Source organism: Rhizobium sp. YS-1r (genome assembly GCF_000757525.1).
Taxonomy (GTDB): Bacteria; Pseudomonadota; Alphaproteobacteria; order Rhizobiales; family Rhizobiaceae; genus Neorhizobium; species Neorhizobium petrolearium.
Map to the genome: position 1 here is coordinate 122645 of NZ_JPYQ01000025.1, position 26846 is coordinate 149490.

Below are 26846 nucleotides of genomic sequence, written 5' to 3' on the forward strand. Positions count from 1 at the left end.
TTTCTTCTGACTGAACTTTGCGCTTCAGCCGGGTCGATGAGACGCCGGCTGTTTTAGAGCGCTACCGGCTTATTCCGCTGCTTCCGCTTTCGGCATGACGGACACGTATACTCGGCCGTTCGCCTTCGTGCGGAAGGACACGTTACCGGCGGCGAGTGCGAAGATCGTGTGGTCCTTGCCGAGGCCAACGTTCTGGCCCGGATGCCACTGCGTGCCGCGCTGACGCACGATAATGTTGCCCGGAATGACGGCTTCGCCGCCGAATTTCTTCACGCCAAGGCGCTTGGACTCGGAATCGCGACCGTTACGCGACGAACCGCCAGCTTTCTTATGTGCCATTGGTGTTCTCCTTTACCTTCGAAACCCTGATTAGCCGAGAATGTCCGTGATGCGGACAACCGTGTGATGCTGGCGATGGCCGCGAATCCGCTTGGAATTCTGCCTGCGGCGCTTCTTGAAGGAGAGAACCTTCTTGCCACGGTTATGCTCGACCACTTCGGCCTTGACCGTCGCACCCTTGACGAATGGGGCGCCGATCTTGGCATCGGCGCCTTCGCCGACGACCAGGACTTCGCTGAACTCGATTACTGCACCAGCTTCGGCTTCCAGCTTCTCGATGGTCAGCATGTCGTTGGCTGCCACGCGATACTGCTTACCGCCGGTCTTGATGACTGCGAACATTCTTTATCCTTTCATGTTCGGTCCGGCTCTATCCGGAAAGGACGGCCGTCTTTTTGTCAGTCGGTCTATGGCAGGGTTTCGAAAGAGAGCATCTTTTGAACTTGCCTGCCGGTGAAATCCGCATGGCGGCAACAAAGCGCCATGCAAACAAAGAGGCATGGAATCTTTTCCACGCCTGATCGCGTGCGGGGATACGCGACAGACAAAAAACTGTCAAGGTAAAAGCTTAGCTTGTCTCGATATTCGCCCCTTGCCAGCTCCACCTTTCATCGCTATGAGAACGCCGCGCTGACCAACGCGTCACATCTTTAAGCGGAGAGGTGGCTGAGTGGTCGAAAGCACCGCACTCGAAATGCGGCATACGGGCAACCGTATCGTGGGTTCGAATCCCACCCTCTCCGCCATGGGTTCCCAGCTTTTCGCTGTTTCCTTCGTGACGAATGGGTCGGGCGCCAATCCGCTAATGTAGCCGGACGCCGATTTCCGGAATTTTGCCACTTAATTCCGGAATTTTGTTTTTGTACATTACAAGGCGATGCTGCTTCGCAGTGTTACACAAACTGATTTTTGCTGCGTAACCTAATTTCGCGCTCAACTTTGAAAGCGTCGAGCCACATCAGGGACCGATTGAATCGGGACTTTGACTGTAGATGAACCGTGCCGGTCGAAACATTCGTCACCCAAGAAGCTCATTCGGCTCTGTCCGGGCACGACAATACGTAGCACGTCGAGATTGTGATATACAAAACAATCGAGCTTCGAAAGCATGTCATTCTTCAGGTGGCCTGAGAGCCCCGACACATTGATCTTGTCCTTTATTTTCATAACGTATGTGTCCAAGCTTTGATTTAGAATCTTCGCTTCCCGTTCAATGCCGACTATTTGACGGCCCTCGAAGATCACCGGATCAATGCTATCCAGCTGTTTAATCCGCAGCGCATCGCTCTCCTTGTCGCAGACGCCAACATATATAAACGAATCACGGTTCGGCTCTATGTTCGCCATTCCGCAGATGGTCTGTAGAATGTCGTCTAATACATGCTCGCCGAACGTTCTCGCGGAGTTTAGAGTTAATAAGCCTTGTTTGAACTCGTAGTGAGGAAGCTCAATCCGTGACCTGCGAAGTGAGTTCTCGAAGGTGTAAACCAGCGGCTTGCCCAAGGGTATGTCGCGCACATCATCCTCAGCGAACGCATCCTGAATAGCGCCTTTGATAGAGTTGATATTCGCACGTCGTTTAGCGGGTTCGATGGCTTTTCGCTGTGTCGTTAGCTGTAGGTCTGCCAAGGCCATTACGAGCTTGTCGTAGTCGTGAACATCCATCCCTCGGATGATGATGAGCTCGTAGAACGCGAGAAAAAGCGCAGCAAAAATAGTTGAAATCTCGTTATGGTGCTGTCCTTTGGCGATGATGGACTGAAGGGTGCTCCCTTCTGGTATATGGTCGCATGTAATCTGGAGCCGATCGAACACGGTCAGAAAGTCGCGTTTGATATCGTCTTCGCCATACTTCGAAAGCAAATTTTCGATACGCGTGTACTCTTTTTCGGTCGGATCATATATGCGATCGAGCGATAGACGAGATCTTTGCACCGGTTCTTTATTGAGGATGCACGCCACGATATCCGCTATCATTTGCTCATCAAGGCTGTCTCTTAGGCTACTGAAGTGCAAAACTCCCTGTTTGGACCAAAAGGTATTTTCTGCGCTTATTCCGTAACCATGTACCGTTTTAACGCCTTGCACGCTGATTTCTGGCATGACTGACAGTGGCACATTCTCCTCCGACACATCTCCTCTTATTTCGCAGCTAAGGGTTCGAACGAGTTGAGAGAATCTGGAGGTGAGGCCTGCCTGCCTTTGTTCCTGTTCACTTAGCCGGCGACCATATGAATTTATGCGCTCAAAGATCTGGATTATAGACTCGCCGTCTGCCCTTTCCACGATCGTGACCGGAAGGACGTATTCGGAGAATGCTGCGCAATCCGTAGGGGAAAGAAGCAAACTGTCGTCCGCAACGATCTCTCGGTTGTCGTCCTTTGCCGCTTGAGCCGCTCTCGGCAACTGTCGCATGTCGTACAACAAGCCGTCTGCTGTTTTAAACGCGTTCTCAATAAAAGAGAATATAGTGTGTAGTCGTTGAAGGCCATCGATGATATCGTAGACGGCACCCTCGGAAGATCTCCGGGCGAGCAAAACCAAAGGGATTGGAAACTCCTTCAAAATGCTGTCGACAAGTTGCTGCTTTTCTTCCAGTGTCCATACCAGCTTGCGTTGATACCGGCGGTCCACATAGAAGTCTCCATCTCGGAACATGCGGTAAAGCGTTTGGATCGAAAGTGTTGTCGAGCTTAATTCGATTTGCATTATTGCCCCCCGGTAGCGAATCGTCACCACACGATTGCAGAATGACGCGTCCCATCACCTGACGGTAGGTCGGGAGGCGGCTCGATGACAAGGGGTAAGTTGTCACTCCGCGATGTAGGGTTTTGACGATGACCCCGCAATTTGCGTAGCGCAGCTGGAACCTCCTCCGGGCTGAGCATTCTGGGCAGGCCAGTCCATCCGTGGTCAGGAAGAATTTGCCCGCTGGCATCTCCAGCCACACCAGCGGGCACGGCGTCAGGCGGGCTAGAGGTAAACCCGCCCGACACTTTAGGCGGCATGAACCCAAGGCGTTACGATGACTTCGACCGTGCCCTTCCATGCGTTGCTCGCACCGTTTTCCAGGGTGGCCGCATTGATCAGGTCGAACGCCTTCTTTTCGTTGTCCGGCCCTACGACAAGGTGGGTCGGACGAACGCCGAGCAAGCGCCCTTCGTCACCCTTGAACTTCTGCATCGCGTTCCGGCCTACCTCATAGTGAGCGGCATCGAGTGTCTGCCGCGATCCCCACGCCAACTGCCAGAGGCCGAAACCGGCATTGGAGCGGGCGCGCGTGCCGTAGATGTACTCGTCCCGGAAAAAGACTTTCTCGTCCGTATCATCGTCCAGGGCGGTGAGCTTGTAGGGAATGCGCTCCTGGTAGATCAGCGGCCTGATCGCTCGCGAGCAATCCAGAAGGAACCACGGTTCGCCCGCGCCGCCATCGGTGTTTGCGACGGAGGTAACAGGAAAATCGCCACCGCTGGAGCCAACAGGATGATCGGTGTCGAAGAAATATTGCCCATCATAGCACTCGGAGGTGAAGCCCTTGGCGAGCAGATCGAAGATCAGTTCATCGGGATGCTCGGCAGCGGCTTTGCCGAGTTCTTCGAAGGCCGGGGCGAATATGCCGTAATGGTCATCTTCAATCCGTTCCCGAGGAACGGAAACGGTGCTTTCGAACTTCCGGTTCTTGATCGTGAAGCCGTGCGCCGAAAGGTTCTTGATGACGCGGTCACCGATCCATTCACGCATGCGCGGGAGCTGGCCGAGCCAACCGTAGATTTCCTCGCTGGTAGTGGAAGGCACGGTCATGGCGACGGTCGGATAGACCGACTTCGCGCCGTCAAAGCCCTTGGCATAGGCTCCCTTGAAGCCCGTGAAAATCCTGTCGAGGTTCGCCCTGTCGATGATACCCATTTTCGTTTCCGCTCGTGGTCAGGCCCTCAGGCCTTTGCGTTGATGTACTGTTCGGGCGTCAGGCCCATGTTTCGGCAGATGGCGAGTTCGTCCTCGCCAAGCTGATGTTCGGCTTTGCCGTCGCCCGGTGGCGTGGCGCGGGCATGTGAGGCCACGGTGATGTTGGCCAGGTGTGGGCCGACGCGGCTCATGAAGGCGTCGAACTGCGGCTTGTTGACCGTGCACAGCGAGATCGCCCAATCCTTGAGGAATGGTGCGAGTGAGCCGCTGCGGATATGCGCCGCAACGTGGGTCTCCGCCGCGTCCTTGGTGATGCCCTGGCGGAGCTTGTTGCCTTCGGCCACAACACGCTCAAAGTCACCGATCGGAACGAACCTCGTCGGGTCGGGGTTGGCGGAATTGACCGCAAAGGCAGGATCGCCGGTCAGGCTGGCGAGGTCGCTCGCGAGCGTCGAAAGTTCTTGGAACTTCGCAAGGATTTCTGCCTGACCGGCGGTTTCGGGAAGCCCGAGCAGCTTTGCAGCCGCCGCGAGCTTGGCATTTACGGTTTCGTTGTCCATGGAAGTCTCCGCGCGGTTCAGCGCTACGAGTTGGTCAAGGTTCGGGGTGTTGGTGAGAGTCGCATTCCGCAAGAACAGCACTTCCCCGGATTTTGTGTGGAGGAAGACCGGAGAGATGTACCGGTATTCCTTGCTGGCGATGTGTGCCGCCGCCTTGTCGGTCCACTCGACAAGGCCCCAGATGCCATCCTCGCGTGCCTCAAGCCCGACGATCCAGCCTGCGGCCGGTGCGGCATGGCCATTCTTCTGGCTGTTGATCGACTGATGCTCATAGTCGAGGACGATCTTTCTCTTGCCGTGATAGGCCCGCGTTTTGTTCATGACGGCGGCGGCATCGGGCATCGAATACGGCCCGCGACCGTCGATCCCGGTGAACGTTCCGGCGGGGATCAGATGCACCCAGGCGGTACGGTCGCCCGCCTGTTCGGCCATCAACGCAAGGATGGGCGTGGAAGAGGCGTTCATGCGCGGTCGGCTCCCGTTGGTCGAAAAACTTCGCCGTTGCGCTGTACGGGCTTCAAAACGGCTTCAAATTCGTTTCTAGGCGTGGGGGCACGGCGCACTGTGGCGGTGACAAACATGCTCATACTGTTTCCTCGCAAATCTTCTTTCGAATACCTGCGAGGTATCCTTCACTCAGCCCTGTCTCTTGCTGCACCTCATTCAGAGAACAGCCGTCTTTAAATAGCTTGGCTGCTTGTTCGCCACGGCTTGCTTGCCTGTCCCGAATGGCGACGGGGTCAACGAATAGCTTCTTCCACTCGTAGGCCATCGTCCGTGCAACGCCGACCGATTGGCAAACGTCCCGGATTGTCGCTCCCTTCTCCAGCATGGCGACGGCAAGCAGACGGCGGTAAATGCGACCGTTGAAACCGGCCGCCACTGGAAAACTGACGCCGCCACCGAAGTGATCGACGATTTTGATCGCGGCCTCTTCCCCGACGACCGTCGTCAATGCCCACTTCTTGGGAGCTTCGGGATCACGCCCATGCCACGCCGGAAGGTACGCACCTTCACCGCCGTAATGCAAGGCAAAGCGCAACGTCGCTTCTATCCCGACGATGCGCGCCACGTCCGCCAACGTCGGCGGCATGTTCCTCAACCATGAGCGCTCACCGAGCCCAAGAGACAGTAAATCTTCCAGAGTGACCTTCATGCGAGATGAAGTACATCACCGTCCGAAAACGGATATCGTCTGAATTCGGACGGCCAAACGGTGGGAGGAAGAGGAAGGTGCGCGGCGGGGCCTCGCCTGAACCCCGCATAGCGGTCCCGCCCCAAGGCGGTCCTACGGCAGCGAGAGTTTCACCGTGTCACGCGCAACGCAACGATAGGGTGTCTGCCGTTAAAAGGCAATGAATCCCAGCTGGGCAAAAAAAACTGCGCAAAATTTGCGCTATTTCGAAATTGCGGCAAGTTGGCGGAATTAAGCTCAACCTGATCCAATTTTCGGTAATAGGGCCAACGTTGTCCCTATTACCGAGCAAAGCGCAAAGTTTGCGCTTTGCTTATTAGACAGCCGATCAAAGCGCCAAGTTGGCGCTTTGATCATGCCGCTTCCCTCATTGCCCTGGCATAGGCGGTGCGGGCATCCGCCGCCATGCGCTCGTAGGCAGCGCGGAATACGCTATCCTCAAGCCGTTCATTGACCGTTTGCAGTGCGAAATGGATGTTCGTCCGCTGGCGCTTCTGCATCCGGCTCACCTGCCGCTGATCCACCGCCAATTCCTCGGCCATGATCCGAATCGCGATCTGGCGGGCGAGCTGCGCATCCTTGTGCTTGCGAAGCGGTTTCCGCATCTGCTCGATTGAAAGCCACCCGAAGACGGTTTGAACCGCCTGATAGGCACAATGCTCCGCCAGCTCGGCGCGATGGTCAGACGCGTGGATATTGAACCGTCCGGCAGGCCGCATCCGATCCATGGAGGTCCGGTGCTTGCGCTCTCGCTTCCGCGTGACGCTTTCGGTCATTGTGGCCGATCCTCGCCGCTGGAATAGCCTTCCCAATAGGCTCCTTCGATCATGTCAAAAACGATGGACCGGACGGTATTATAGGCGCTCCCGACTTGGCCGATCTCCTTTTCCGTGGCCAACGGTTCGCGAAGCGACATGATCGCTGTCATGATGGCTTCCGTCCGCGTGAAGGCAATGCGGTGGATTTCTTTCTTATGGATGTCGTCGCTCATTTCGGAAGATAGCCCTTTTGTCTCAGATAATCTGTCAGGAGCTTTTCTACCAATGAAGTCAGGGACCGCTGATCATCAGCCGCAGCTTTGTCCGCAGCCTCCTTGAGGGTTGGTGTAATCCGCAGGTTGACCTGGGCGGATTTGGTCTCTTTTGCCATTTGTACAGAAACTCTCTTTACATATCCCACACAGACTGTATAGATAATATCTGTACATATCAAGCGGCCCGTTTCGATGTTCGAGCATCGTCACGGGCCTAACTGCAGGCACAGGAGGTTACCCGATGCCCGAAGCTGTAGACAGCAATAGCATACCCATGCCCGAAGGTCAGCCGGACGATTTCACCGCCGTTCTCAATTTGACCGGCGCACTGGCCTACACTCTCATTGAGATGATGATCACGGCGCGACTTGAAAAGCGCGCTGCGGAGGCTGCTCCGGCTGACGCTCGGGTGACGATATGGCCTGAGCTATTCAACCACGTGGAGCGGATCGTTGCGGACGTTTACGCCGATCATGGCCTTGACCTGCCGGAGCCGGGCCACGGCCGTCCGACTTCGCAGTATTACCACAAATTGCTTCGCAAGCTTGAAGGATCGCGTGATCCCTTCGAAGCCGGTATGTTGCTGCCTTGGCTGGAGATCGAAATCCGCGAGGACGCGTCGAGACTTGCGGCAGTGGGCATCAAGCGGGATGACACCTCGTTACGCGACCGCCTGATTGCGGAGCAAGCGTCCGTGGGTATTTCTCCGGCTGATCTCTCCCAGGCATTCAGCCTCAAGCGGGCCGCTATCGAGCGAATCATAGCGAGGCTGAACGGAGAAAATCAGGAAGGCCGCCGCACCGCTTGACGCTGGTCACGTAAAAGGCAAGGCGCGGCTCCCCACCGCGCCTTTTTTCATGCCAATTTTCCCGTGCGCTTTCGGCGATGACGGATGCCTCTCTTCCGTTCAATCTCCTCCTGTCAACGATCCACATGGAGGTGATTTTGTCTTCGCGTCTCACTGCCCGCCAAGCTCGCGCACTGGTTGAATACTCGAATGTCACGCCGGTATGGCTTCTGCCCTTCTGGCGGCTTGTCAAAGGCCCTGCCATGGGCGATTATCACGCCGCGTTCCGAATGCTGCCGGATCGTCTTCCGCCCGGTGTGAAGCCTCCGACAGATGTAGAATGCGCCGTCGTTCTGGTGGATCACGGGCTTGAGTGAGACGCAAAATTTGTGCGAATCTTTTGGCGCGTCAAGGGCGGTCTTAGCCACTGTTTTATTTGGGTTTTTTGACCATTTTAGAGATTCCCACATGAATATGCGAATCTAATTTGCCTTTTCGGGCGTTTTCGGCCGGTGTTAGGACGTTCTTGGCCGAAAACCTGATCTGAATGGATTCAATGGTTTGAAGCCGTTTAAAAGGGTTTCGAGCCGTTTTTGAAGAGCGTTTGAGGCTTCTTCGAAAATAGAGCTTGCGAGCATCGGAAAGGGCCGATTTTGTCATTTCTTGGTGTCAAAACGAACACTCCGAATGTCGCCGCCTCGGCCCGAAAAAGCCTTTTATTTCTAAGGCTTCATCAGCATTTCCCGGTTTTTCCCGGATATTCCCATTAATTCCGGAACTGAGTGTCAGACAACAGCTAAGAAAGATTTAGGCACGCTGGCGCCACAGTTGGGTTGGAAAAACGCTTTTTATGTATTCCTCTTGACAAATTGGGTGGACTTAGACATGTAATGAGTCGACTAGACGAAGTGGACCTCACGCTGCCACTTTGAACTGAGCCATAGCTGAGCTTTGGATCGTTCTGAGAGGGGTGGTAAGCGGAATGTCATCCATAGATGCTTGATCCTACGGGCCCGGGGATTTAGTAGACTAGGCACCAGACGCAAGTCTGAAAATTCGTCATCTACTCTCACGACTTCGGAAAGCCTCGAGCTGAAAAGCTACGGGGCTTTAACCGTTTCCTCGCATGCAATCGTCTACTAATAAGTTGGCATTTTTCTTTTCCGGCTTCCATTCCCCGTTCTGGCGGCAAAAAAGTGTCGTTCGCCCCTTGTGAACGTGTCCGTCTGCTCGCGTCACATCGAAATGGAATTTATCCTCATAGGTGCAACCAAGTCTAAAGTGTCGGGTCAAGGCGATGTCCGCGCGATCCTCAGGGCCGGCGCTGCCGTGCTGGATTTCCGTGGAAGTCGGACTAAACCGCAAGTCCCCTTTTGCTTTATAAGCGCGATCCTGTCCGGCAAAACGCTCCACCCGAAAGTTCTTCGCCTTCTTCTGCTGCTTGTCTATGTCGAAGTCGATCTTGAAGAGCTTGTCGATGCCCATTCCGTAATTGATGGGAGGCAGCAGGTAAGGGGAGTTCAAGGACCTCATGTTGTCTTTCAGGTGCTTTATAGCTGCCAAGCCACGACCAATAGCTTCCACTGCCGCCTCGACGGTTCGATTAGCTCGACCATAGCATTGATTGTTAAGGGGGATCGCTAACGGTGAGTAATGCAATACCTCCTGCAATTTCTTCGCATTCTCCCCCGGCTGAAACAGGAGGAAAAAATGATCTGGCTTTACCAGGCTGCAGGTTTGCCCTTCACTTAGGGCGCAGCGCTTTCCTGACGAATGGTTCAGCGCGCATTGCTGAGTCGGGTTTCGACAGAAACTGCTAGGTCGCTTCTTCTCTCCGAAGATGGCGTCGCGGCAAGCTTCCAGAATTGCATCGATTTCGTTTTCTACGTAGTGAGCCTGTTCATCCTTGTGAAGTCGTGACGACGCCACGCGGAAAACATAACCCGTCGAGTAACGCGCTCGCAAATCCGCCAGCACAACGCTGTGGATCGCGCTTGGAACTCCCGCTAGAACAACCGCTGTATTTGCCATCGGCGACTACTGCAATAGGGCAGATAGGAGATCCAAATTTATACTGTAGTTCTTTCGATCCTTTTCAGGTATGGACAATACAAGATTGCGCAGGGCCTCAATTCCATTCGCATCTGCCGTGCGCAGTGCTGATGGAGGAAGCTTGGCGGTCGAGGCAACATCAGTTGGCCTATGCGCATGCGGGCGATCTTCCCTATAGAAGTGGTCCTGAAGGCTGTAACCTCTAAGCTTGAACCAGTCTTCGATTGCGAAGTAGGCAGCTCTGTTCCGTTGTGGAAGAGCCAGGTCAACCGGAGGAATGCGGTGCGGCTCGATCTCTTCCCATCCAGGCGACGGTGCCGCTGAATCCTGAGGGGCATCCCAGAAGTGGACCTCCGGTGCGAGGCTTATGAACCGCCGTTCGCCTTCCTTTATAGGTCTGAAGAATGCGGCCCAAAGAACTCTGTTTAGGCGAGGGAGTGGTGCATCACGATGCGCGGTTGCCGACTCGTCGACAAATACTGACAGTGTGCCCTGACTTCCGATAAATCCTATCTTTCCTTCAAGGTGCTCGGTTAAAACGTGTGAGAGTGTTTTATCTCTACCGAGAAGTGATCTTACCGGCCTACCGAACTCTTTTGCGATCCGTCCGCCCAGTTTGGACAAAAGGACCGGTTTCGCTGGCTCATCCGACTCTACCAAGAACTTGTAAACCCATTCGGCGACCTCCTTCCTCTGTGTCTCCTCGGAAGGTTCTGCTTCATCTTGCTGGAAATTCATTTGGACACTCAATGGTGACGTCGCTTCAACCCGATTGTTTTCGCTTGCGAAGCAAGCACGGACAGAGAAAAAAATAAAGGCCCCAGTCGGTTTAAATGAAAATGCAGCTTATGATCGGTGTGCTTGTATAACCCACGGCGGTCAATAGTTTTACCTTATTCCCAACGGCTCTCTAGTGCCGGGATAAACCTTGGCTCCCCTCTAGGGGCATCCTACGCGTGATCGACAACATCCGTTTGGAGATCGTGCATGGCATCTATCAGAAAGCTTAGAGGACGTTGGCAAGCCCAGGTGCGTCGGCGCGGTATGAAACCCCGCTGCAAGTCATTTGACACCAAGCAGGAAGCCGAGAAGTGGGCGCGCGACCTGGAAGCCCAGGTCGATCGGTTCGGTGCCGCGCCGGATACGAGGATCCTCGAGACCACAACGCTTGGGCAACTCCTTGAACGCTATCAGCGTGAAGTGTCGCCGTTGAAACGCGGGTCAGTGCAAGAGATCCAGCGGATCGAGGTGCTGCGTCGTCATGATCTCGCATACCGGACAATGATCGGTCTCAGCCAGCAAGACATCGCCGCGTTTCGCGACGAGCGGCTCCAGAGCGTAGCTCCATCTACCGCCGTGCGCGAGTTGGCGATCCTCAGCCATGTCCTTGAGGTCGCGATCCGCGATTGGGGACTGCCGCTTGCAAGGAACGTGGTGAAGCTCGTCCGTCGTCCGGTCATTCGCAATGAGCGCAGTCGCCGCCTGACCGGTGACGAAGAGCAGCGCTTGCTCGATGGTTGCGACGCGGGTCAGCTTCCCTACCTCCGGACGCTGCTGATCCTGGCTATCGAGACAGGGATGCGTCGTGGGGAAATATTGGGGCTAAAATGGTCGGATATCTCGCACAATCGTCGGGTGATCACGCTGGCTATGACGAAGAACGGTTCCGGTCGTGACGTGCCGCTCAGCCATCGTGCGTTTGAGGCGCTGATGGATTGGAAGAGTAGAGCTGACGTAGATAAATCTACCGTCTTCCCAATGACTTCCGGCGCGTTGGAACAGGCGTGGCGTCGGCTTCTGGTTCGATCGAACGTCAAAGGTCTGCGTTTCCACGATCTACGTCATGAGGGCGTCAGCCGTCTATTCGAGCGCGGCTTGAACATGATCGAGGTCAGCAGCATATCGGGGCACCGCGAGTTGCGTATGTTGAAGCGTTACACGCATCTGAGCGCTGACGATCTAGTAGCGCGCCTTGGCTAGTTTGCCTAACGCTACTTACCTGACCTTTACATTTTGGAGTTTGAAGACGTGTCTATGTAAAGGTCGAAGCCGCAGACCTTTACATTATACCTATCTTTGGTTGTGGGTGACGTTGTCATAAATTCCGAAATCGTTGCGGAAATGACCCGGACCTTTACCGAAGGTTTACATAATCTTTACAAAATCAACCGAAATCGGCGATTTTGTTCTCGATGTAAAGGTCCGATAACCCGCTTCGGTTGTATTGCTTCCGTTGCCTGGTGCGCTCAGGACGATCTCGGCGAATGGACACATGATACGTGTTAGATACTTCTTAGGTTCGCTTCAGCGTCTATTGGAATCCCTTGATTGCCAGAACCGAAAACATATCCGCGCGCATTATTATGTGTGCTTTTAGATCATGCGTCGACGCAGTGCCTGGTCCATTTTCTCAAACGTCCTGAGCGGTGACCGACTTCACGGTGCTCAGATTTCCCTCGCACGTGCAGCACACGGACGATGAGCGGAAGCGCGCTGTCTTTCTGTCCACATCAACCCGGTGCCGAGTAGCCTCCCATGCCTGGACGGTGTGATGACCGGTGCCTTGCCACTCCCATGCGCATCTGCCGCGCATCGAAGTCCTAGGAAAAGGCAAGCCTCGCGATGGGGATGCTTTCCGTGCTGGCGACGATCCGGAGGTCCAAACCGCCTGAGCCGGGAACTTGGTCGAAATCTTCATGTGACAGCGCAAGCAGACAAAAAGCATAGGCCAAATGCACGAGGTTGAGGTGCGGCAGCTTCCGTGCGACCGAATGCAAGCTGATTGCTAAAATCACCGGAACCAGCCGGTGCGCACCTGTGTCAGAAATCACCCGGAAGCAAATTTCCGTTCCCGTCCATTCATTGTCTATTACTTTATACTTATTAAGTAAGAAGAACATAATAGACAACGGAACCTCCTCTTCCCGGCCGGGAAGTCCTCTCCATTGCGAACTTACGATGCCATTCGAGAAGTGAAAACTCTTCCGGGGTTTAGAGTTTTCACTCCTTGGTGCCTTGCAATCGCTGCAAGAGATTCTTGCAGCTGTTGAGTGACCAAGCCTTCCCACGTTCCGGCGATACGCCTTCAGCGTTAAGGTGCCGCATCAGCATCGATGGAGTGATGACATCGCCGGGAGCAAGGGTGGCTCTGAATCTATTCACCACCGGGCGCAGTTGCTCCGCCTTCCGCTCTGCTCTTGCTCTGTTGGCAGAAGCCCCCTTCAGCGCGTTGTGAATGTCAGGTGCTTGCCCCTTTCGAATAGAACCGGAAGCCAACGAGGCGACTTTGCGCGACAACGCTTCTCTGGAAAACGCAGCACGCTCAGGGAGCTCGAATTCGCTCCACTTCTTTCCGCTCAAGCAATCGATCACGTCGATTTGCAGACTGTCCAGATCTGCCATGGCTTTTGAAATATTTGCGTGGCTGCTTTTACGCAATAGGTGCCCGATGTCAGCCAACCACAAATCACTACCTTGGCTTCGAGCACGATCAACTGCTCGTTTGAAGGTGGCGTTCCGCGTGAATATGCCATCGCGATAGGTAGTCACCGCCGGCAATCTGTCAGGTGGATTCAAGTTCATTTTCTGAGCAAATCGAAACACAATCGCCGACTGCGTTCGCAAGGCTTCGATCTGATTCAGCTGTTCCACCGATGTTGGCATCTTCGGCACGTAGGCGAAAAGAAATGCGACCGACTTTGGATGATTCATATTTGTCTCCTGGACCACCAACACCGGCGTTTAGCGTCCGGATGGTCCCCAAATCAATCCATCTCAGCGGGCCAGACATCATCATCACTCACGACCTGCGTCATTTCAGTCGCCCGACCGCTATAACGAAAAGCGTTACAAACAAATGGAGAATTCCCATGAACATGCACGCAATCCCGGTCCCTGAAGAACTGATGTCCGATTACCGGGCGTTCTTTCCGAAGCAGCTCACTCGCTACCTGGAAACCGGTGATCTCAATTGGCGCGAGCTTGGCCAGCACTACGTCTCGCTTCACCAGATCTGCTGGCACTTATGGGATGATGAAGGTCTGTTCCCCAGCCATTTTCATTCCTTGATGAAGCGCGTGTGCGGTCACGAGTATCGGATTTGGGAGCGTAAGAGCGGGAGCTACGGCGGTGCGGCACGGACCGTCGCAGCACATATCGACAACTACCTGATGAAGGCGAATGGACATCCGCGCGCGCCGATGGGATGGTGGGTCGACAGCGCGCTCAACGCCAATAAGCCCAGCACTGACTGGTTGTTGTTGGAAGACGAATTGAAGCGGCTGCCGGTCAACGCGGCATAGGTTCGCGGTGCTATCTCTCTGCGGGACGAAAGGTGCCCGCAGAGATATGTCGCATCTGAACATATCTCCCGTAGCAGCTACTAATCGAGCGGGGTTGTCTCAGGGCTCGCACCGAGCGTTGCTGCTGAAGCTTCGCTGCAAACGATGGAAAAACCAGCCGGTGCGCACCTGTGTCAGAAATCACCCGGAAGCAAATTTCCGTTCCCGTCCATTCATTGTCTATTACTTTATACTTATTAAGTAAGAAGAACATAATAGACAACGGAACCTCCTCTTCCCGGCCGGGAAGTCCTCTCCATTGCGAACTTACGATGCCATTCGAGAAGTGAAAACTCTTCCGGGGTTTAGAGTTTTCATCGCGTTTTTTATCCCAACCAGGGACGTTCCGGATCTTTCGGATCGGTTACAAATCCGCTCTTGGTGTTGGCACGTCGCGCCGCCGTGCGGTCTTTATTAGATCCCTCAGCCTGCGACAACGCAGCAATCAGGATCAAGGCCACCAAACTGAAGAAGAATCCGAGAGCGAACCAGCCCAGAGGATCGCGGTTCTTGTTGGCCGCGAGGATCGCGCATGCGCCACCGAAGACGACGCCGGACGCAAAGATGATCAACGTGAGGTCCATGGTCTTCTGGTCCGTGAAAGGTGGACGAGAGCGAAAGGGAACCTTTGTCCGATAGAGGTCAGCTGTAACTGCTGATCCGGTCGCATCCTATGGTTTCAAGGGCTTCCGGAGGAGCTCCATTTAATGACCGACAGAGCGAAAAGGTTCCTTTATGTCAACCGCTTAGCAGCCACTAGAGCGTGAGGATTTGGGAGATGAAGCTGGTCGGTTACGCCCGTGTTTCAACGGTCGAGCAGAACCTCGACATGCAGATTGCTGCGTTGAAGGCGGCAGGTTGCTCAGAGATCTTCACCGATCATGGACTGTCCGGTGCCGACTTCCAGCGTCCTGGCCTTCTCAAGGCTCTCAGGCAAATCAAGCGACGTGACATGCTCGTCGTTTGGCGCCTCGACCGGCTTGGACGATCCCTTGTCGACCTAATTCAGACCGTAAACGGATTGTCGAAGCGGGGCTGTGACTTCCGATCGCTGACCGAGAGCATCGATACGTCATCATCAGGCGGACGGTTGGTTTTCCACATAATGGCCGCGATGGCAGAATTTGAACGAGCCATCATCAGCGAGCGCACCAAAGCGGGCATGGAAGCGGCGAGAGCACGAGGATCACGCATCGGACGGCGCCGCTCGATGACACCAGAGCAGACCGAGGCTGCAAAGCACGCCGTCGAGATTGACCTGGAGCCGATCTCTGAGGTCGCTGCGCGGTATGAGGTCCATCCGAAAACACTAGCTCGGGTTCTACGGGGCGCCGGGATCGAATAGCCTGTCGAAATCGCCGTCGAGACTCACCGGCGCGTTTGGCATGTCGAAAGCTGTGGTGCAACGTTTAGGATTGCCGAGCCAGCCAGCGAGCACCTGTGAGTCAAAGAGCATCATCCCGCTTCATGATCTTGCAGTGGCCGCTTCCTTCGGCGATGTTCAGCCTCGAAGTGAAGGGTTAGTCATGAGCAAGGCATGGATGGTGCGCGCTGAGCGCGATGGGCGGCTTTTCGACGCGTTCAAGGAGAAGTCGGCAGTTGCTATAGGCTGGAATGAGGTTGGTGATCTTTCGAGCGTTAAGTCTCGCAAGGCGATCGCAGATCTCGTTAGTGCATCCTGGCCCGAGACGAAGCCGCAGTCGGTTGCTATGGCTGCGGGGCAGCTGCACCGCTTCGTGAACGAGATCGAGGTTGGTGACATGGTCGTCACCTACAATCCCTCTCGCCGTGTCTATCTGCTTGGCGAAATCACTGGTCCCTATCGCTACGATACGTCGGTAGACCCAGAGGATGCGCAATATCGACCAGTGCGGTGGCAGGGCGAGGTTAGCCGCGATCTCCTGTCCGTCGAGAGCCGCAACAGCCTTGGCGCAATCTCGACGCTCTTCCGTATTTCCAGTGAAGTTTCTGCTGAGCTCAAGAAGGCAATGGTTTCGGGGCAGCCGGCAAAGTCGGAAACTGTTGCTGCGGCGACGGAAGCCACGGAGGAAGACCTCTTCAAATCCATGGAGAGCCGTGCACACGAGTTCATCAAGGACAAGGTCAGCGCCTTGCCGTGGGATGACATGCAGGAGCTTGTCGCCGGCCTCCTGCGTTCGCTTGGTTACAAGACACGGGTTTCAGAGGCAGGTCCGGACCGAGGTAAGGACATTGTCGCCTCGCCAGATGGCTTCGGGTTCGAGTCGCCGCGCATTGTGGTCGAAGTAAAGCATCGCAAGGGAGCTATGGGCGCGCCGGATGTCCGCAGCTTCCTTGGCGGGCGGCATCCACAAGACAAGGGGCTCTATGTCAGCACAGGTGGCTTCAGCAGGGAAGCTCGCTACGAGGCTGAGAGAGCGAACATTCCACTGGCGTTGATGGATCTTGATGATCTCGTGAAAAGCCTGCTTGAGCAATATGAGAAGCTGGACCTCGAGACCCAGCAGCTCGTGCCGCTGAAGCGGATCTTCGTGCCGGCTTGGAGTTAGATCGCGCTCATCCCAAAGCACTCTCGTTCAGTCCTCTGATCACTTCGACCAACCTCTTCGTCTTCTCAAAGTCGAAAACCTGCTGCGGTCCCTCCGGGGCCTTGTCGATGAAGGGGCTTTCGTAAAGCAGGCCCGGATCCATGGTGCCTTTTTCCGTCAGGTGCTCGATCACCATGTCAACGAATTCGATCTGCTGGGCGGTCGCGGCACTGTCTGCCAGGAATTCGCCGAAAGCTTCGGCGACGGCGTGACGATCCAAACCAACGAGGGAGCGGATGAAGGCGCCAAAGCCATGCGCCAGCTCGGTTGCCTTGTCGAAATGCTCCTGGTCACCGATCCCGGCTGTCACCAGCATCTGCTGCAGTTCGGCAATGTCTGTCGCCGTCAACGGTTTGCCGTGGCGCAGCTTGGCAATGGCGATATGGTCCTCGTGCTCGCGCAGGAAATGCCGCGCCTTCTTCTTGAAGCGGGCGAAATCCACCTCGCCCACCTGCGGCAGGTCGAGTTCTGTCGCGGTCCCCAGCTCGTCCTCGAAATTGGTGTAGACGATCGCCTTTTTGCCCTTCTCGATATGCAGAACCAGGCCGCGCAGACGAAGCCGGACGAGCTCCAGTAACGGCACGGTGACACCCTCCCACCAGGTGTCCGAGAGGATGTCGAGGATCAGCGCATGCTGGGCAGCAATCACCGGGATGGCCGTCTGTTCGTCCAGCGCCGAGGCAATATCGACCAACTGCTTCTTCAGCCGCTCGAACCGTTTCGAGCCCTTCAGCAGAGCGATCTCCAGATTGAACATCAGCAGGTCGAAGCGCTTGGCCTCTTCCGGCTCGCCCTTCATGGCATTGGGCAGAGGTGCAACATTATCGACCAGCTCGTCGCGCACCTCGTCCGAAAGCGTGGCCCAGGCTTCCGGTGCCTGATATTTCTCCACCATCTGGCGCCTGGTTCGAACCACGAAATTGTCGAGGTTCATGGTGCTGACATAGGTTTTCAGGAAGTCCAGCGCACTGGCGCGGATCTGCCCCTCGCTGAGTGGTGCATCAGGGCCGGCATCATAGTCATCACCATCCTCAGCCACGCCGGGTGGGCGATCGAGAACCGCCTTTTCGTCGAGCGCCCGCACCAGATCGAAACGGGCGGCAAACAGCCGTTCGCTGAGGGATTTTGCTGTTGAGCCCTGATCAGGCTTCATGTTCTGGCGGAAGAATTCCAGGTTCTGGCAATAGTCGAAGACGCGGAAGAATTCCTTGTCTTCGCCAGGCCCGAAGAGATCCGGGCAAAGGCGCGTGCCACGCCCGATGATCTGCCAGAACTTGGTCTTGGAGCGGATCAGCTTGAACAGGACGAGGTTCACCACCTCGGGCACGTCAATGCCGGTGTCGAGCATATCGACGGAGATGGCGATATGCGGCGCGCCGTCCTTCTTGGAGAAGTCGTCAATCAGCGACTGGGCATATTCGGTCTTGAAGGTGATGATGCGGGCGAAATGCCCGGCGAGATGCGGATAGGCGAGATTGAACCGCTGCTCGATGAATTCCGCATGGCCCTGGTTCTTGGCAAAGATGATCGTCTTGCCGAGCCGATCGCCACCCGCCACCTTCACGCCATCGGTCATCACATGGGCCAGCACCTTGTCGACCGTATCGGCATTGAACAGCCATTTGTTGACGGCCTGAGCATCGACGCTGTCGGGCGGATCACCATCCTCCTCGTCCCATTCCAGCATGTCCCACTGCTCTTTTTCGGCGTCGGACAAATCGTCATACCTAATGCCTTCCCGCACGAATTTGAGCGGCACCGAGACGGCCATGGGCGGCACAAGATAATCGTCGGCAATCGCCTGATCGAGCGAATAGGCATCCGTCGGCACGCCCTCTTCCAGATCGAAGAGCCCATAGGTGTTGCGGTCGATCTCCTCGCGCGGCGTTGCAGTGAGTCCTACCAGCAGGCTGTCGAAATAGTCGAAGATCGCGCCGTAGCGCTGATAGACTGAGCGGTGGGCTTCATCGATGACGACGAGATCGAAATGCCCAGGGCCAAAGCGCGCCGTGCCGCCTTTGCGCTCGTCGATCAGGTTCATCATGGTCGGGTAGGTGGAGAGAAAAATACGGCCCTCGCCGGTCTTTTCCGTCACCAGATTGACGGGTGACGAGTCTGGCAGATGCGCCTTAAAGGCTTTTGCCGCCTGGTTCACCAGTGCCACACGGTCGGCCAGGAACAGCACGCGTTTGACCCAGCCGGCCCGCATCAGCACGTCGATCAGCGCGATCACCGTGCGCGTCTTGCCGGAGCCGGTGGCCATGACCAGAAGCGCCTTGCGCTGCTGGCGCGCCTCGAAAGCTTCCTTCACCTGCGCAATCGCCCGCTCTTGGTAATAGCGCTCGACGATCTTGCGATCGATCGGCACGCCGGCCATGGGTTTGCGGGTGCTGCGCCGCTGGATCAGAAGCTGCAACTCGTCCTTCTTGTAGAAACCGGAGACCTCGCGCGGCGGATAGGCGCGGTCGTCCCAGATCCAGTGCTGGTAGCCGTTGGTGTAAAAGATCACGGGGCGCTGGCCGTATTGCTGCTCCAGGCAGTCGGCATAGAGCTTGGCCTGCTGCTGGCCCTCGCGCGGGTTGCGCTTGGTGCGCTTGGCTTCCACCAGCGCCAGCGGCCTGCCGTCATCGCCCCACAGCACGTAATCGACAAAGCCTTCGCCCGCCGTGTTGGGCATGCCGGAAACGGGGAATTCCCTGTCCCGCGCCGCATTCAGCGCCCAGCCTGCTTCCTTCAAGAGAAGATCGATGAAAGTGTCGCGGGTCTCGGCCTCGGAATAATCATGCGTGTCTGGCCGCTGCTCGTTGTCTCGACGAATGCGGTCGCGCTCGGCTCGCGCCGCCTTCAGCTCGGCGTCCAGATCGCCCTTGTCGCGCAGCAGGTCGGCAAAGGCCTTGTCCTTCGCCTCCATCTCGGTCTTCAGGCGTGTCAGCTCGGCAAAGGCACGTTTGACGAGATCGTCCTTGCGCTGCAGCTGGGCGGCATCAAAGGCGAGCCCATCCGGCGGCGGCGCCTTGGCATAGGTGCGCGCCAGCCAGAAACAGAGATGGAACAGCTCCCGCACCGCATCACCGGCATCCTTGGCCGAGGTCTCACGGGTCTCGTGAACGGCGAGATTGCCGATCCGGATGATCAGCTTCGCTTTGTTAAAGATGGCCCGTCCAGCGCGCGCTTGAAAGCTTGGCTCGTGGATCAGCGCGGAGATCTTGTTGTCGTAAGGAAGGGAAAGTCCGCTGTCGTTCTTGTAAGCCCATTGCACGGCAAGTTCGACGGTGCGTCGGGCGTAGAAGGCCGCTGTGCGCGGATCGCCACCAACGTAGCTCTCGGCCTTCCTGGCGCTGTCGAATATCTCCGGAAATTCAGCGGCTAGGAAGACGAAATTGGACATCAACTATTCTTCAGCTGGATGAGTGGCCAGCATAGTCGCCAGATTGCGCTAAGGTTGCAATCAGTTTGTGCGCTATCGTTTGCACGACCGACGCAATCCTGCTAGTTTTAAGCCGTGAGCTTCTGGAAACGGTCACTGCGCTTCGACGCACACCCCCGGGAAGACGGGATTTGTAGACGGGGCGGATCGGGAAACCGGTCCGCCTTTCTCATTTCATCTATCGCCGTCCCGTGCCTCAAGCCACTACCGGACATCGACGACCTCCTTCAGCCGCGGGAAGTGCTCGGCAAAGGCCGCACGGATGGGCTTCCACAGCTCAGGGTCGACCTTATGGCGCCATTTCACCGTGTTGAGCAGCGTGTAGCCAGCCTTACCCAGATCTTCAGCGAGCTGCTTCTCCATCGCGCCGACAATGTCACGAAGCGGGATGTGCTTTTCCATCAACTGCTTGCGAAGCAGCTGATCCTCATGGCTGAAATTCTCCGGCTTTTCGACTTCCGGATAGATCGGTCCATGGGCCACGAGATCGAAAGACTGGCAGGTTTCCGGTGGAATGCCGCGATTTACCAGATGCTTGCGCAGGGCATTCTGGGTTTCCGCCGAACCTAGATGCTGGCCCATGCGGATATAGGCCGGCGATGCATTCGGGCTCGAATTGTCACCAGTGCGGCCGACATAAACGAGCTCTTGCACGTCAGGCGCGATAACTCGCCAGGCGTATAGCCAGAAGCCGCGCTGTAGCATGGATGGCGGGAGGGTTACCTTGTGCGTGCCGATCACTATGGTAGCTCAAAGTTGTCCGGAGAAGGCGCGGTGCTGAAGGGAGGTGAAGAGGGCTTCGGTCCCTACACTGGAGCCACTAAGGCCAATTTCACGATCTGCAACTAGCTTTGCGAGCTTTTCAAACTTGCGTTGCATCTCCATGGGCGGGTTGAGGATTTTAAGCGCACGTATGTTACTGAAGTTTAGCCCGGCCTTTACACCCTGCCTGTTCAAAGCAGCGAACTGACGTTTGCCGCCCTGACTCGCGAGGTAGCTCGATAGAAATATCGGATTGATCCCTTTCGGGCGAAAGAGCGCGATATGCTGGTTGATGTTCGCGGCCTGATGCACATGAGCCGGCACTACTGCAACGCGACCAAGATCAGCGGTGATACTTATCAAGACGTCGCCGGATTCGACTCTTGTTCTGCGCGCCTCGGCGTTCTCTGGTGCGTTTACGAAAACGAGGTCTTCGGTTGAAAGCCTTCCGCCCTTCAGATTCTGTATTCTGATAAATGGCGTGCCTTGCTCAGAGTAGTATTCGGCCCAACCGCGTGAGCCGCTGGTCAAGAACAATTCAAACTCAGCGAGAGACTTAACTTCCCACCCCTTCGGATTGCTCACCGGATCCCCAAACATCTCCAGAAATATCGATTGGGTGAGGCTGTCGAGGAGCACGATGGCCTGACGGCGTTTGGCGCGGAGCGCATCGGCCTTGTTTAGGATCGCGGCAATCCGCTTCTGCTCATCGAGGGGTGGCAGGGGGATTTCGAAATCGCGCAACGAACTGAGTGTGACGGTTTTCTGAGCCACGCCTCGGGCTAGTTTGTCGGCCTGTCTCCTAACGGCTGGTGTCTCCAGCATCTGGGCCAAGTAGGTTGAGTCAACTAACTCATGCTGAGGCTTCAGATGCGCGACGTGTCTTTGAAAAATGAATGTCTTGCCGCTGGGGACGACCGCAGAGTTGCCGTAAGAACCCACAGCAGTATACAGCACATCTCCGGCATCGATTGGGTTGTTTTTGGTAAGTGCTGTATATTCCTTGCTCGAAACAAATTTGTTTGTTTCAAAAGAAATACGACCGTTGCGAATATTGGATACAAAAAGAAATGGAACTCCATTGTCAGCCCACTTAGGTGCTTGATGAGTTCCATCCGAAATCCTAGTGCAGACGTCCGCCAGCCGAACCATCCGCACACTCACAGCATCGCCTCCAGCTCTTTTAGTCCAGCCGCAATCTCGTCCTCTAGCGCCAACAACTCGGCGATAATCTCCTTCGGTGGGCGGTGGGCGGCTGCTTCGTGCACCACTTCCTTGTAGCGGTTGAGCGAGAGGTCGTAGTCGGCGCCTGCAATCTCGTCCCGGCTGACGGTAAAGCTCTGGCCGGTGCGCGGATTGTCGCGTTCTGAGCCTTCACGCTCCTTCCAGCGGGCCACGACATCCGGCAGGTTGTTCCTGGCGTGCTCTTCTGCTGTCAGTGCCGCCGTCGGCACCGGGCCGAATTTTTCATCCGCCACCAGCATCTGGCGCTTGTCATCCAGGCTCATGCCATCGGCCTGCACATCATAAAACCAGACGTGATCCGTGCCGCCGGAATTGGTCTTGGTGAAGAAGACGATGGCCGTGGACACCCCGGCATAGGGCTTGAACACGCCCGACGGCAGCTTCACGATTGCATCGAGCTTGTGGTCATCCACCAGCATCTTGCGGATCGCCTTATGTGCCGTGGACGAGCCGAACAGCACTCCGTCAGGCACGATGACCGCCGCGCGTCCGCCCGGCTTCAACAGCTTCAGGAACAGCGCCATAAACAGAAGCTCGGTCTTCTTCGTCTTGACGATGGCACGCAGATCGGCTGATGCCGTTTCCTCGTCCAGCGAGCCGGCGAAGGGCGGATTGGCGAGGATCAGCGAGTATCTGTCGGCATCGTCGCCATGGCTGGAGGCGAGCGAATCCCGGTAGCGGATATCGGCCCCTTCGACGCCATGCAGCTGCATGTTCATGGAGCCAATGCGCAGCATGGTCTGGTCGAAATCATAACCGTGGAACATGCCCGTGTGGAAATGCTCGCGGTTGACCTTGTCCTGAAACAGTTTTGGATGGTTATCGCGCAAATACTCGCCCGCAGCGACCAGGAAGCCGCAGGTGCCGCTCGCCGGATCGCAGATCACATCCCTTTCCGTCGGCGCCGTAAGCTCCACCATCAGCTTGATGATGTGGCGCGGCGTGCGGAACTGACCGTTCTGGCCGGCGCTGGCAATCTTGCCCAGCATATATTCATAGAGATCGCCCTTGGTATCGCGATCCTCCATCGGGATTTCCGCCAGCATATCCACCACCTTGGCCAGGAGGCCCGGTGTCGGGATGGTGAAGCGCGCACCCTTCATATGCTCGGCATGCGCTGTGCCCTTCTCGCCCATCTCACGCAGGAAGGGGAAGACATTCTCCGACACGATGAAGAACATGCGTGCCGGATCATCATTGCGGAAGCGCGACCAGCGCAGCTGCGCATAAGTGATCTCTTCCTTCACCTCGCCGGTCTCTTCATCGCGCACCGTGCGATAGACGCCCTCCGGAAAGATCACCCGCTCCATGGGCCGGCCCAGCATATTGGCCTTGTTCTCCTCCCGCGTCTGGATGTCATCCAGCCCGCGCATGAAGAGCAGGTAAGTGATCTGCTCGATCACCTCCAGCGGATTGGCAATCCCGCCCGCCCAAAAGGCATTCCAGACCTGATCGACCTTCGAGCGAATTTCACCTGTGAGCATGTAAAGTCCTTCACCAAATCAGCGGCAGGACTTTAGCCAGAGATGGGTTCAACGCAATGATGAAGCGAATTGATTGCCGCACTGCGCGGCCAATGCGCTCAGCAGAGAGTCTATGGTTCGATCATTATGCGCCGCGCTCGACGAAAAGACTGCACGGCTATTATCCGATAGAAGCCCCGTCTCCGTAGCGATAGCGACTAATATTTCGCGTAAACTAGCCACTTGTCGTTCGTTGTAATGCTCGTTTAACCGGCTCGACCAGCTCTGAATTGCCGCTGCGGTTAGTCCTGCTAACTGTTCCTCGCGCCCGATTTCGGAGGTATTTATGATTTCCAAGGCAAGGCGCTCAATATTGATGCGCTGTTCAAAGCGTCGAGATCTGGTCATTTGTTGCCTCTACTTCCGCGACCGCTCCTGCTACCGCCTCGGACCATAGCAGAACATTCCGCTGAACTTCCAGCACTTCAGGAGCAAATACCGAAGGCAACGCTGTGCCTCTTTGGCTGGCCATCCTGCATTTGAGCATCACCTCATACGTGTCATGAGCGATGGGGAAGGGAACGGGAAGATCATATGGCGAGTAGCGCCCAAACGATGGGTGATGCGACAAGCGCCAACTTGCGGCCATAGCGATATTCCGCGCACACACGTAGAGTATCCCCATTTCGAAAACCGCATTAGCATCACAGGCTGTGATGGCGTGTTCCACCCGGCGCGCGATCTCTCTCAAATCATTGATGTCGGATAATGCAGTCGTATAGTCTGCCGGAGCGCCCACAAGAGCACTCAGATCCGCCCCAGCAAGCGTTTTAGCTTCTAAGTGAAGATGCCATGCGAAGAGATCACCGGAGTGAAAGAGCGCGCCGATCTTCCGCAGGCCATACCAAGAAAGAGAGGGATCTTTGCCAAATTGTTTTCTCGCAAAGCTTTGAACTAGACCAGGTGACGTCTTACCGGAGCCGTTGGCGACTATCACCAGCACATCAAGATCACTGTTTTGGTCACCATCGCCGCGAGATCTCGACCCAAACAAACTAACATTCAAGATGGAGGGCGGAAGATTTGATCTCATCGATGAGACAACCACCGAAAGAGGCCGGAAACCAGTATGCCAAGGCTTACGTAGCGAAAGATCACAACGATCCAATCAATGGCAACGACATGCGGGAGGCTGTCCTTGTAGGGGGCATCGAGAAACAGGCTGACGTAATAGATCATGTAGGAGTTGAACGTCCCAATAACTTGGGAAATTGATGGATCAACAAGAGCGGAAGCCCAGATTGCTGAAGAAATCACCGAGAAAGCGGCAAGAATGGCTATGGCAGAAATCGGAAGGTTCCACAGCTTTTCCCCGTGCCCCCAAAGAAAACCATCGAGCCACAGTCCCATGCGCTTAATCAAAACGATGGACTGCTTTCTAAAGCCACCATATTTTTTCTTGTAGTAATTCTCGTCTTGTTTCCATGCGCGCCGCAGATGCTCCTTTTTTGCCGCAAGCTCCGCAATCACGAAGGCTCTCCCCGCAGCCACGTCGCCCATCGATAAAGCATTCTTCCTCATTATTTGCAGAAGCTCTCGCCGGACATTTGGACGATCCGGTAAGTTTTTTAAGACTTCATCTGTCTCGATGCGGCAGTTGGTAAAATCACAGTAGCTGAAGTTGCATTCCTCGAATGTTGCGTTCCGAAAGTTGCAGTCTACGAAGCGGGTTCCGGTAAAGTCACATGCCCTGAACTCAGCTTGATGAAAATAGCCACGAGTAAAAACCGAGTAAGAGAAATCAACTTGCTCAAAGACCTGCTTTTTCCCGCTCACATCAAACAACTGAGCATGGGAAAATGCCGAACCTTTTACATCGATCAATTTTTGGGATCGGAAAATTCGCGGCTCGTATTGCTTGATTTCAGACTGCTCAACCTGATCATTTTCCACAGTTCGCTCACACGTTGTTCCGAGTTAGGAATACACAGAGTGAGGCTTGGGCACAATCGGGCCACGTTGGGCACATTTTTCGCCAGTGCCAGCTCCACCTTTCATCGCTATGAGAACGCCGCGCTGACCAACGCGTCACATCTTTAAGCGGAGAGGTGGCTGAGTGGTCGAAAGCACCGCACTCGAAATGCGGCATACGGGCAACCGTATCGTGGGTTCGAATCCCACCCTCTCCGCCACATTGAATCGGCCGCAACGTCTTGCCGAGATCTCCCTTTGAAAACAGTGGACATGGCTCGCACTTAAAGCCGCACAGGAAGCCCTTCGGCATCGTTCAGGATGGTGCGGGATGTCCGTTCGCCAAGACGGCTACCCATAGTGAATTGTGATGCAGAAACTGACGAGGGCCACGTTCCCGGCGCTGGGAGCGTGGATCTTTAAGCGGTCGCTTAAGTAGGCCTTTCGCCGCGTGAGCGCCGGTTAATGTATTCATCGACCGTTTGCGGCAGAATCGCATCGTTGAGCGTTAACAAAGCTCGCAGGAGATATTCGCGGATACCAGAGCGCGGTTTTTTAGCCGCAGCACTCTCTATCGCGCTCTGTATGTCTGATGAGATACTCGATAGCTGACGGCAAAAAAATTAGATCAGCGTCTCGTTTGAATACGAAGTCATCGATTACCCAATCGTCGGACGGTGTGTTTCGAACTGAGCACGGACACGTGCAAAGGCGATTTCCCTGGTATAGCTGGTCTCCTTCCCAAACAAACCCTTCGGATCGATACCTATAGCGTAGCCATACCGGTTACTCGTTGGATATTCCGGTGCCGCATCCCTTGAAAGCTTACCTTCTTCGTCTAAATTAATGCGATAAAGCCTAATTTAATCGACACTAGACGAGCGACTACGGGCGGGGTCATCCGAAAAGGGGCGTTCGCAATCGAGAGTCTAAGCGGTCGTCCCAGAAAGCTTCGCCCTACAAATTTGCTCGACAAGCTCCTGAAGCACCTGAATACGTTCGATGATCCAGCGAAGCTCTTCTTCTGTTATCTCGTAATGCGGCGAATACCTTGCATCGACATAAGCCCGATCGAGCCGCTCGAAACAGCGGCGGGCGAATTTGGTGTCTCGCGGCCATGCCTCGATCAGGCGCGCGTCGATCCCCTCGGCCGAAGAGCGTAGGAATTTCAGGCGATGCGACTTAGGCGAGTAGAGGGT

Annotated in this window: 27 protein-coding genes and 2 tRNA genes; 7 read left to right on the forward strand and 22 right to left on the reverse strand. The window is 55.6% G+C overall.

Going from position 1 to position 26846, the window contains the following annotated elements; translation table 11 throughout:
- Nucleotides 1-69: 69 nt before the first annotated feature.
- Both rpmA and rplU read right to left on the reverse strand, forming a co-directional pair.
- Complete coding sequence (rpmA, locus tag JL39_RS18990; protein WP_037154138.1) at nucleotides 70-339, reverse strand: 50S ribosomal protein L27; 270 nt, start codon at nucleotides 337-339, stop codon at nucleotides 70-72.
- 30 nt (nucleotides 340-369) lie between these two features.
- Complete coding sequence (gene rplU / locus JL39_RS18995; RefSeq protein ID WP_037154140.1) at nucleotides 370-681, reverse strand: 50S ribosomal protein L21; 312 nt, start codon at nucleotides 679-681, stop codon at nucleotides 370-372.
- Nucleotides 682-995: 314 nt separating this feature from the next.
- Here rplU and JL39_RS19000 point away from each other — a divergent pair.
- Nucleotides 996-1085: transfer RNA gene (locus tag JL39_RS19000), tRNA-Ser, on the forward strand.
- A gap of 187 nt (nucleotides 1086-1272) precedes the next feature.
- Here the strand turns inward: JL39_RS19000 and JL39_RS19005 are convergent.
- The 7 genes from JL39_RS19005 to JL39_RS32185 all read right to left on the reverse strand — a co-directional run bounded on the left by JL39_RS19005 (nucleotide 1273) and on the right by JL39_RS32185 (nucleotide 7149).
- A complete protein-coding gene (locus tag JL39_RS19005) occupies nucleotides 1273-3048 on the reverse strand; it encodes a DUF262 domain-containing protein (RefSeq protein ID WP_037154142.1) in 1776 nt (591 codons plus the stop codon).
- 288 nt (nucleotides 3049-3336) lie between these two features.
- A complete protein-coding gene (locus JL39_RS19010; protein WP_037154145.1) occupies nucleotides 3337-4245 on the reverse strand; it encodes a Mu-like prophage major head subunit gpT family protein in 909 nt (302 codons plus the stop codon).
- Nucleotides 4246-4271: 26 nt separating this feature from the next.
- Nucleotides 4272-5270: a phage protease gene (locus JL39_RS19015; protein WP_037154148.1), complete on the reverse strand. Its 999-nt coding sequence runs from the start codon at nucleotides 5268-5270 to the stop codon at nucleotides 4272-4274.
- Nucleotides 5271-5388: 118 nt separating this feature from the next.
- Nucleotides 5389-5961 (reverse strand): helix-turn-helix domain-containing protein, encoded by a 573-nt coding sequence (locus tag JL39_RS19020; RefSeq protein WP_037154150.1) that lies wholly within the window; start codon nucleotides 5959-5961, stop codon nucleotides 5389-5391.
- A gap of 392 nt (nucleotides 5962-6353) precedes the next feature.
- Complete coding sequence (locus tag JL39_RS19025) at nucleotides 6354-6776, reverse strand: hypothetical protein (RefSeq protein ID WP_052182988.1); 423 nt, start codon at nucleotides 6774-6776, stop codon at nucleotides 6354-6356.
- Nucleotides 6773-6991, reverse strand: a complete 219-nt coding sequence (locus tag JL39_RS19030; RefSeq protein WP_037154153.1) for a hypothetical protein — start codon at nucleotides 6989-6991, stop codon at nucleotides 6773-6775. Before JL39_RS19030 ends, JL39_RS19025 begins: the two co-directional genes overlap by 4 nt.
- Nucleotides 6988-7149, reverse strand: a complete 162-nt coding sequence (locus JL39_RS32185; protein ID WP_200883981.1) for a hypothetical protein — start codon at nucleotides 7147-7149, stop codon at nucleotides 6988-6990. Before JL39_RS32185 ends, JL39_RS19030 begins: the two co-directional genes overlap by 4 nt.
- A 125-nt stretch (nucleotides 7150-7274) precedes the next feature.
- On the opposite strand from JL39_RS32185, the gene JL39_RS19035 reads away from it, so the two are divergent.
- Complete coding sequence (locus tag JL39_RS19035; protein WP_037154155.1) at nucleotides 7275-7841, forward strand: hypothetical protein; 567 nt, start codon at nucleotides 7275-7277, stop codon at nucleotides 7839-7841.
- Between the two features lie 1089 nt (nucleotides 7842-8930).
- Here the strand turns inward: JL39_RS19035 and JL39_RS19045 are convergent.
- Together JL39_RS19045 and JL39_RS19050 are read right to left on the reverse strand one after the other, a co-directional pair.
- Complete coding sequence (locus tag JL39_RS19045; protein ID WP_037154162.1) at nucleotides 8931-9851, reverse strand: hypothetical protein; 921 nt, start codon at nucleotides 9849-9851, stop codon at nucleotides 8931-8933.
- A gap of 6 nt (nucleotides 9852-9857) precedes the next feature.
- Nucleotides 9858-10610 carry a hypothetical protein gene (locus JL39_RS19050; RefSeq protein WP_037154165.1) on the reverse strand — a complete coding sequence of 251 codons (753 nt, stop codon included), beginning with the start codon at nucleotides 10608-10610 and terminating at the stop codon, nucleotides 9858-9860.
- Between the two features lie 249 nt (nucleotides 10611-10859).
- On the opposite strand from JL39_RS19050, the gene JL39_RS19055 reads away from it, so the two are divergent.
- Nucleotides 10860-11852, forward strand: coding sequence for a site-specific integrase (locus tag JL39_RS19055; RefSeq protein ID WP_037154168.1), 993 nt, complete (start codon nucleotides 10860-10862; stop codon nucleotides 11850-11852).
- 620 nt (nucleotides 11853-12472) lie between these two features.
- Here the strand turns inward: JL39_RS19055 and JL39_RS19060 are convergent.
- Both JL39_RS19060 and JL39_RS19065 read right to left on the reverse strand, forming a co-directional pair.
- Nucleotides 12473-12781, reverse strand: coding sequence for a hypothetical protein (locus JL39_RS19060; RefSeq protein WP_152601187.1), 309 nt, complete (start codon nucleotides 12779-12781; stop codon nucleotides 12473-12475).
- 91 nt (nucleotides 12782-12872) lie between these two features.
- A complete protein-coding gene (locus tag JL39_RS19065; RefSeq protein WP_037154174.1) occupies nucleotides 12873-13583 on the reverse strand; it encodes a hypothetical protein in 711 nt (236 codons plus the stop codon).
- 158 nt (nucleotides 13584-13741) lie between these two features.
- Between JL39_RS19065 and JL39_RS19070 the strand changes: the two genes are divergently transcribed.
- A complete protein-coding gene (locus JL39_RS19070) occupies nucleotides 13742-14173 on the forward strand; it encodes a hypothetical protein (RefSeq protein ID WP_037154176.1) in 432 nt (143 codons plus the stop codon).
- Between the two features lie 365 nt (nucleotides 14174-14538).
- Here the strand turns inward: JL39_RS19070 and JL39_RS19075 are convergent, their stop codons facing one another.
- Nucleotides 14539-14796: a hypothetical protein gene (locus JL39_RS19075; protein WP_037154179.1), complete on the reverse strand. Its 258-nt coding sequence runs from the start codon at nucleotides 14794-14796 to the stop codon at nucleotides 14539-14541.
- Between the two features lie 194 nt (nucleotides 14797-14990).
- On the opposite strand from JL39_RS19075, the gene JL39_RS19080 reads away from it, so the two are divergent.
- Nucleotides 14991-15557: a recombinase family protein gene (locus JL39_RS19080; RefSeq protein WP_037154181.1), complete on the forward strand. Its 567-nt coding sequence runs from the start codon at nucleotides 14991-14993 to the stop codon at nucleotides 15555-15557.
- Nucleotides 15558-15597: 40 nt separating this feature from the next.
- Complete coding sequence (locus JL39_RS19085; protein WP_244446916.1) at nucleotides 15598-16740, forward strand: restriction endonuclease; 1143 nt, start codon at nucleotides 15598-15600, stop codon at nucleotides 16738-16740.
- Between the two features lie 7 nt (nucleotides 16741-16747).
- Here JL39_RS19085 and JL39_RS19090 read toward each other — a convergent pair whose 3' ends face one another.
- From JL39_RS19090 to JL39_RS19115, 7 genes are all read right to left on the reverse strand, one after another.
- Complete coding sequence (locus tag JL39_RS19090; protein ID WP_037154184.1) at nucleotides 16748-20167, reverse strand: DEAD/DEAH box helicase family protein; 3420 nt, start codon at nucleotides 20165-20167, stop codon at nucleotides 16748-16750.
- A gap of 243 nt (nucleotides 20168-20410) precedes the next feature.
- The gene (locus tag JL39_RS19095) at nucleotides 20411-20947 is read right to left on the reverse strand and encodes a hypothetical protein (RefSeq protein WP_244446917.1); all 537 of its coding nucleotides are present in this window, start codon (nucleotides 20945-20947) and stop codon (nucleotides 20411-20413) included.
- A gap of 9 nt (nucleotides 20948-20956) precedes the next feature.
- A complete protein-coding gene (locus JL39_RS19100) occupies nucleotides 20957-22120 on the reverse strand; it encodes a restriction endonuclease subunit S (RefSeq protein WP_081952900.1) in 1164 nt (387 codons plus the stop codon).
- Nucleotides 22121-22128: 8 nt separating this feature from the next.
- The gene (locus JL39_RS19105) at nucleotides 22129-23697 is read right to left on the reverse strand and encodes a class I SAM-dependent DNA methyltransferase (RefSeq protein WP_037154192.1); all 1569 of its coding nucleotides are present in this window, start codon (nucleotides 23695-23697) and stop codon (nucleotides 22129-22131) included.
- Between the two features lie 48 nt (nucleotides 23698-23745).
- Nucleotides 23746-24084, reverse strand: a complete 339-nt coding sequence (locus tag JL39_RS31655; RefSeq protein ID WP_152601188.1) for a hypothetical protein — start codon at nucleotides 24082-24084, stop codon at nucleotides 23746-23748.
- Nucleotides 24062-24769, reverse strand: coding sequence for a nucleotidyltransferase domain-containing protein (locus JL39_RS19110; RefSeq protein ID WP_081952901.1), 708 nt, complete (start codon nucleotides 24767-24769; stop codon nucleotides 24062-24064). The genes JL39_RS31655 and JL39_RS19110 overlap by 23 nt, the downstream gene beginning before the upstream one ends.
- Nucleotides 24766-25629: a pentapeptide repeat-containing protein gene (locus tag JL39_RS19115; protein ID WP_037154199.1), complete on the reverse strand. Its 864-nt coding sequence runs from the start codon at nucleotides 25627-25629 to the stop codon at nucleotides 24766-24768. Before JL39_RS19115 ends, JL39_RS19110 begins: the two co-directional genes overlap by 4 nt.
- A gap of 149 nt (nucleotides 25630-25778) precedes the next feature.
- Between JL39_RS19115 and JL39_RS19120 the strand changes: the two genes are divergently transcribed.
- Nucleotides 25779-25868, forward strand: a tRNA-Ser gene (locus JL39_RS19120).
- Nucleotides 25869-26576: 708 nt separating this feature from the next.
- Here the strand turns inward: JL39_RS19120 and JL39_RS32580 are convergent.
- On the reverse strand, nucleotides 26577-26846 hold a 270-nt coding region (locus JL39_RS32580; protein ID WP_244446918.1), incomplete at its 5' end, for a HEPN domain-containing protein.